General features: G+C 69.3%; 7 protein-coding genes. 4 read left to right on the top strand and 3 right to left on the bottom strand.

Annotated features, from left to right (window positions below):
• Together ACFVJX_RS35880 and ACFVJX_RS35875 are read left to right on the top strand one after the other, a co-directional pair.
• Positions 1-337 (top strand): hypothetical protein (locus ACFVJX_RS35880; protein WP_384136826.1); only part of this gene is annotated, 337 nt, incomplete at its 5' end.
• Complete coding sequence (locus ACFVJX_RS35875) at positions 334-837, top strand: hypothetical protein (RefSeq protein ID WP_384136824.1); 504 nt, start codon at positions 334-336, stop codon at positions 835-837. The genes ACFVJX_RS35880 and ACFVJX_RS35875, both read left to right, overlap by 4 nt.
• A gap of 272 nt (positions 838-1,109) precedes the next feature.
• On the opposite strand, the gene ACFVJX_RS35870 is transcribed toward ACFVJX_RS35875, so the two are convergent.
• Positions 1,110-2,009 (bottom strand): DUF6215 domain-containing protein, encoded by a 900-nt coding sequence (locus tag ACFVJX_RS35870; protein WP_384136822.1) that lies wholly within the window; start codon positions 2,007-2,009, stop codon positions 1,110-1,112.
• A 264-nt stretch (positions 2,010-2,273) separates the two neighbouring features.
• On the opposite strand from ACFVJX_RS35870, the gene ACFVJX_RS35865 reads away from it, so the two are divergent.
• Both ACFVJX_RS35865 and ACFVJX_RS35860 read left to right on the top strand, forming a co-directional pair.
• Positions 2,274-3,482 carry a hypothetical protein gene (locus ACFVJX_RS35865; protein WP_384136820.1) on the top strand — a complete coding sequence of 403 codons (1,209 nt, stop codon included), beginning with the start codon at positions 2,274-2,276 and terminating at the stop codon, positions 3,480-3,482.
• 105 nt (positions 3,483-3,587) lie between these two features.
• Entirely contained in the window at positions 3,588-4,376 is a 789-nt protein-coding gene (locus ACFVJX_RS35860) for a hypothetical protein (protein ID WP_384136818.1), read from the top strand.
• Positions 4,377-5,106: 730 nt separating this feature from the next.
• Here the strand turns inward: ACFVJX_RS35860 and ACFVJX_RS35855 are convergent.
• Together ACFVJX_RS35855 and ACFVJX_RS35850 are read right to left on the bottom strand one after the other, a co-directional pair.
• Entirely contained in the window at positions 5,107-5,778 is a 672-nt protein-coding gene (locus tag ACFVJX_RS35855) for a hypothetical protein (protein ID WP_384136816.1), read from the bottom strand.
• The coding region (locus ACFVJX_RS35850) for a hypothetical protein (protein ID WP_384136814.1) at positions 5,768-6,140 on the bottom strand (373 nt) is incomplete at its 5' end. The genes ACFVJX_RS35850 and ACFVJX_RS35855, both read right to left, overlap by 11 nt.

Below are 6,140 nucleotides of genomic sequence, written 5' to 3'. Positions count from 1 at the left end.
CGTGCTCGCCGGGCAGACACCGGTCCTGGTGCACAACAACAACTGCGACCTCGACGCGGTGACCGGGCCCGGCGGAGAGAAACTGCCGCTTCCCAAGGGTGCCGCCGGCAAGGCGGTCGCGACCGGGAAGGGGTCGGTCTACGATATTCCGGCCGGTACCAAGGGCCTCGATCCTCGCGTGACTCAGGTGCGCATCATGGATCCGGTCACCACAGGCAAGTACCAGTACCCCAAGGGATATGTTGTTTACATGAACAAAGCGGGGCAATCGGTCAACCCACTGACCGGGCAGACCGTCAGCAAGGCGGACGCCTACAACCACATCGCGATCCCATGACCACTATCGAAGACATCGTCACGGCCCGCCCCTTTCCCGCACCCGGTCCGGCCGAAGTGGACCCATTGACGGAGGTGGACGCACTCCAGGAGGCCCAGCTGCTCGACTGCCGGGTGTGTGCGCTGACTTCCACAGCGGCATTGCTCTTCGAACTCCGCACATCCCTGCAGTTCGATCAGGGGAACGCGGCCCTGCTCGTGGTGCGCGGTCTTCGCTCCTTCGACTGGAACGCGCCGGAGGCCCCGGGCCCGCTCAGCGCCCTGACCGTCGTGTCCAGCGTTCCCCACCGCTCCGGTGATTCTCTCGCCGTGCGATTGGGGCTCTTTCCCGAGGGACGGCTCGATGTGGCGGGCAGAGCGGCGGAGTTCTACGTGCTTGATGTGGCGGGCATCGGCGACGTGCCGCCCGACTACGTGGAGACGGACCTCAGGAGCGTGCGGGCCGCGCTGCCTTCATGGTCGTCCGTGAGCAGCGTGCTCCAGGCGACGGCGAAGGACTGAACGACGGCACGGGCTCCGGGCGCACTGAGGCGCGAGGCCTGTCGGAGCAGATCGAAGGCGTCGACTCGCAGGTCCGGAGCGTTCTGCGGGACGATTCCCTCACCTGTTTCCCCGAGGGGGAGCGGTGGCTCCGCAGGTCCCTGGCGTACGCCTGCCGGGGATTCAGCACCGAGTTCCGCGAGGCGTACGGTGTCGGTGTCGGTGTCGGTGTCGGTGTCGGTGTCGAGGTCGAGCCGCGGTCCCGTACCGAGCCGCGGGGAGACGGTTTCGTCTCATGGGGCAGTCCAGCCAGGGACGGTCGGAAGAACCTCCTCCGCGATGTTGAGGAGAACACCGTCGGTGGGGAAGGCTCCGGACGTGCTCCATACGGTGATGTCGTAGTAGCCGCCCCCGTCCTTCCGGTCGAAAGCCACGGACAGGGTCCTGGCCAGGGGACCTTCCTCGACGGGCGCGCTGGATTCCTCACCTCCGAGGCTGATGTCGAACTGCATGGTGTGATCCGAGGAGAAGACCGCGGGCCGGCCGCGAACCTCGTCCGTCCTGGCCTCCTCACCACCGGTCTTCTTCAACTCCGCCAACTGGGCAATCGACAGCTTGTTGTACGTGGCCGAGAAGTTCACGGTGTACGTGTCGAACCTGACCTCGGCTTCCGGCTGTGCGATCTTCCCATCGGTCAAGGGCGCGGTGTTGTCGGTGCCGGAAGCCGTGGTCGCCACCTCGTCAGGCGTTCCGAGGAGCTGCGCCAGGTCGGGCCGGTTGAGTGCCGCGCACAGTTCGTCACCGGTTACAGGCTTCGGCTTCCTGGCGTACGCCTGCGGCAGCTTCTCGTGTGCGCTGTCCGAACAGGAGGCGGGTTCCGGGGCGCTGTTGGCGTCCGGCGCCGCGCTGAAAGCCACCCACACCGCGGCTCCGAGAGCCCCGAACACGGCCAAGGCCGCGAAGGCCTGTCCCCAGACGTTGGGCTCCTTCCGAAACGTCGCCGACCCGACTCCGGGCTGCGGCTGCGGCACTGTATCGGCCGCTGCCCCGGTCGCCGCGGAGACCGTCCGGTTCCGGCTCCGGCGTTCGCTCAGCGCGCGGACCACCGTGTGGACACGAATCGCGGTGAACACGAGGAAGGCCGTGCCGATGCCGGCCGCGGTCCAATTGTGTTCACGAAAGGCGAGATACATGATGCGTACCCCGAAAACGGACCCGACCAGGATGAATACGGGCTCGCGAACCCAGAAGGGCAGGAACCGGAGAAGGAGACCGAGCATCCGGTGATCTCACCAGAGCACGACCCCAGCCGCTGTGACGGAAGCCACAATTCCGGACGGGTAAGGATCTGGCCGACGAACCGTTTGCCGAGGTCACGCCGTTGTTCGCCCGGGATGAGGTGTCCTGGCGTCCGGTGGTGACCACCTCGTCGCCCCGGCGCGGAGATAATCGGGCGTATGTCCGCAGACCATTCCCCGCAGGCCACCGGTGCCCGGCCGCGTCCGCAGTGCCCGCAGGCGCGCCGGCCGGTCCGCGGACGGGCCGCCGCCGCGCTCGCCTCGGCCGGCCCGGCGCTCGGCGCCTACGCGGCCGTGCGCGTCGCGGGTCTCGTCGTCTTCTGGGCGGCCGCCGCCGCAGCGGGGAAGGACGCCTTCCATCTGCTTGCCGAGCGCTGGGACTCCGTCTGGTACCAGCGGGTCGCCGAGCACGGCTACGGGTACACGGTCACCCTCGCCGACGGCGGCATCCACTCCGACCTGGCCTTCTTCCCACTGCTGCCCGCGCTGGAGCGCTCCATCGCGTCAGTCACCCCGCTCGGCCTCGCGGGTGCCGGGCTGCTGGTCGCGTGGGGGGCGGGCCTGCTCGCGGCGTGGGGGATCTTCGCCGTCGGCGCACGGCTGTACGGGCGCCGGTCCGGAGTGGTGCTCGCCGCGCTCTGGGGGGTGTACCCGACGGCGTTCGTCCAGTCGATGGCGTACACCGAGACCCTGTTCACCGCTCTTGCCGCCTGGTCGCTGTACGCCGCGCTGACCCGGCGGTGGCTCGTGGCCGGTGCGCTGTGCGCACTCGCCGGGCTGACCCGCCCCTCCGCCGCCGCGCTCATCGCCGCCCTCGCCATCACGGCCGCCGTCACACTCGTACGCGAGTACCGGGACGGTGCCGGCGAGGGCATCGTCCGCCGCAACGGCCGGATGCTGCTCGGGGTGGTCGTCGCACCGCTGGGCTGGCTCGCCTACGTGGTCTTCGTCGCGGTGCGCGAAGGCAGCCCGTTCGCCTACTTCGACGTCCAGGCGCAGTGGGGCAACAGCATCGACGGCGGTGCGGCCCTCGCCTCGTTCGTCCTCGGCCTCCCGCTGCCGGCGGCGCTCGGGCTCTGCGCCGCGCCGGCCGGGCTGGGATGGCTGGTGTACCTGTGCGTGCGACAGCGCCAGCCGCTCCCCGTACTCGTCTACGGCATCGCCGTCATCGTCATCTCACTGATCGGCTCCGGGTACTTCGGCTCCCGGCCCCGGCTGATGATGCCCGCGTTCCCGCTCCTGCTGCCGCCCGCCGTCGCACTGGCCGGGCTGCGCCCGACGACCCGAAGGGTGACGGTCCTCGCGGTGCTGGCCGCGGCCTCGGCGGGGTACGGGGCATGGACGCTGCTCGGCTCCGGCCCGCCGTGAGTTGGGCCCCTGGGCCCAAGCGTCGGGGTCACCCGGGTTGTTAGCGTGCAAGTCCGTATGGATACGCGTCCGCGTCAGCGGTTCGCCGGTCAGGAGCGGTGACGAATGAAGGCACGTACGGCAGCCATGGCGGCCACCACAGCAGTGCTCTGCCTCGCGGCCGTGGCCTGCGGACCCTCCGACGACAAGTCCGCCGGGTCCGAGAAGGACGGCAAGGCTGCCGGCGCGTCCGCGGAGCCGAGCACTGCGGCGACCCCGGACCCGGCCGCCAGTGACTCCGCCGCTCCGGACCCCACCTCGACGCCCTCCAGCAACGGCAAGGTCCTCAGCAAGTCGGAGCTGGCTAAGGCCGCACTGACCACCGGTGAAGTGGGGACGTACGAGGTCACGCCGATGCAGGGCGGGGACGAGACCGGCACCGAGAAGTCCGAGACCACGGCCTGCCGGCCACTGGTCGCCGTGATCAACGGCGCCCCGGAGCCCACCCCGGCAGCCACCGTCTTCCGTACCGTCATGGACAAGTCGGAAGAGGGCAAGGACGACCAGACGGTCGTCACCGAGATCCTCACCTCGCACTCCGGCGGCACGGCGCAGCAGCTGATGCGCGACGTCCGGGACGCGGTCCAGGCCTGCGCGGGCGGATTCCGCACGTCGAGCGACGAGGGCCCCTCCTCGTACACCGAGGTGAAGCAGCTGAACCTGCCCAAGGCCGGGCAGGAGAGCATCGCCTACCAGGTGACCGGAAGCATTGAGGGCGACAAGGTGCCGCTGGTCTTCCAGCTGGTACGGACGGGATCGACGGTCGTCACCTTCTACGTGGCCAACTTCCTCGACACCAAGACCCCGGAGCTCCCGGCCGAACTGGTCACCGCCCAGGCCGCGAAGCTCCCCTGATCCGGAGCGGTTGCCGGCCCGTGCGTGATCCGCACGGGCCCGAGCCGGCTTACCCGGCGGGGCGGACCCGTGCGAACTCCGCCGCCAGGACCGGGCAGCCTGCTCCTCGAGGAATTCCAGCGTGCGGCGCCAGCCCGGCGCGTCGGCGCCGAGGTAGGACCGCACGGTCTCCTGGGTGGCGTCCCGGAAGAAGACGTGCGGGAGCACGGTGCCCTCGTTGAACACATGCGATGCGTACAGATCACGGGACCCGGGGACGCGGGCCACGAGGTCGTCCACCAGTCGCACGTCCACGTTCCGGCGCACCGGCTCCGGCCCCGCGTCAGGCACCGGGGGTCTTCCCGTAATAGGGCCTGACGGTCCTGCCCAGCTTCCGCTGGACCGACCGCAGCATCCGGATGGTGGGCTCGTCCGCGTCCGGTGGTCGTCGGCCATTCGGCACCCGTGCCCGCCAGGTCGCTGACGAAGACGATCTCCGTGGCCAACAGCACACGCGCCCAGTCCGCCGGTGTGAGCGGAACGTCGTTGCCGAGCGCGTCGCGCAGCAGATCAGTCCGGTCGACGAGGTCCCGGGCGTCCGTGAACCCCATGCCGACGGCGAGCTGGTCGCTGCACCGGGCCGGACCGCCCCATTCGAGGAGGGCCCGCCGCAGCAGGCTGGTCTCGTCCTCGGTGAGCAGTTCGCTCGCCGCCGCTCTCTCTTCTCCCGGCATCCGCCCAGCCCCTCCCCTCACGGTGCGGCAAGTCCAGAACGAAGCTCGGCGTCCTCGGCCGTGCCGGCGATCCAGCTCAGAACAAGCTTCCTCGCCTGCCGCGCCCTGCCCGCCGTGGGGAACGCCTCCCGGAACGCACGGAACAGGAGGCCCTCGGTGGCCGAAACGTACAGGCGCTCGGCCCGCGCGTGGATCAGCGCATCCGCGACGGACAGCCCCGTCGTCTTCAGCCGGACCAACTCGCGCACGTCGTCATCGAACAGGGACCTCGGTTCGATGACGACCCCGTACGTCTCGCGGAACTCGGTGCTGAATCTCCGGCAGGCGTACGCCGGGGACCTGCGGAGCCACCACTCCTCCTCGGGGAAACGTGTGAAGGACTCGTTCCGCAGAACGTTCCGGACCTGCGAGTCGGCACCTTCGATCCGCTCCGACAGGCCTCGCGCCTCGGCGTGCCCCGAAGCTTCGAGCACCGGCAGGATCTCGGCGAGCCGGCTCCGGAGCGTCAGATCGTTGTTGTAGTCCTCGACGTCCCATGGATAACCGTCCCCGCAGTCATCGGCGAAGCGCTGCCAGCGGCTCAGCGCTTCGGCCGGACCGATCGGCTTTCTCCATCCGGCCGCCGAGAACAGACGGGAGAACTCTTCACCGAAACCTTCCGAGAAGCCTTCGCGAACGCTATCGGGCACTTTCCTTCTCCATATACGCGATCGGGTCGTCCGGCCGGAAGAAGTTCGTGATCTTCCCGTTCTGCATGATGCCGAGCCGGCCGGTCGAGGTGTCCAGGCGAAGGATCGCACCGTCCCCGGACCGGATGACCTCCCGGACGTTCGGCCCCTTCTCGCCGCACATCAGACTGCACGCGTCCTTCTGGTACCGGTCGAATCCATCGACACCGTCGATCTCGTCCTGGTACTCCGGCATGTCGGGCTCTTCGCCCGGACGCTTCCCGTCTCCGTGCACGTGCTTGTCGTACTTCTCGTCGATCTTGGTCATGTCCCAGTCGCAGCCACTGTTGTGGACCAGGACCGGAGTCGCCCCCGCCAGCACA

It is taken from the genome of Streptomyces sp. NPDC127177 (assembly GCF_042672475.1).
Taxonomy (GTDB): Bacteria; Actinomycetota; Actinomycetes; order Streptomycetales; family Streptomycetaceae; genus Streptomyces.
The sequence above is the reverse complement of the archived record's forward strand: the minus strand, read 5'-3'. Positions and strand labels throughout refer to the sequence as shown.

Bases quoted from the DNA above. Each gene is read 5' to 3' on its own strand.
- ACFVJX_RS35875 (WP_384136824.1), top strand. From the start codon at position 334: ATGACCACTATCGAAGACATCGTCACGGCCCGCCCCTTTCCCGCACCC.
- ACFVJX_RS35860 (WP_384136818.1), top strand. From the start codon at position 3,588: ATGAAGGCACGTACGGCAGCCATGGCGGCCACCACAGCAGTGCTCTGC.
- ACFVJX_RS35870 (WP_384136822.1), bottom strand. From the start codon at position 2,009: ATGTATCTCGCCTTTCGTGAACACAATTGGACCGCGGCCGGCATCGGC.
- ACFVJX_RS35865 (WP_384136820.1), top strand. From the start codon at position 2,274: ATGTCCGCAGACCATTCCCCGCAGGCCACCGGTGCCCGGCCGCGTCCG.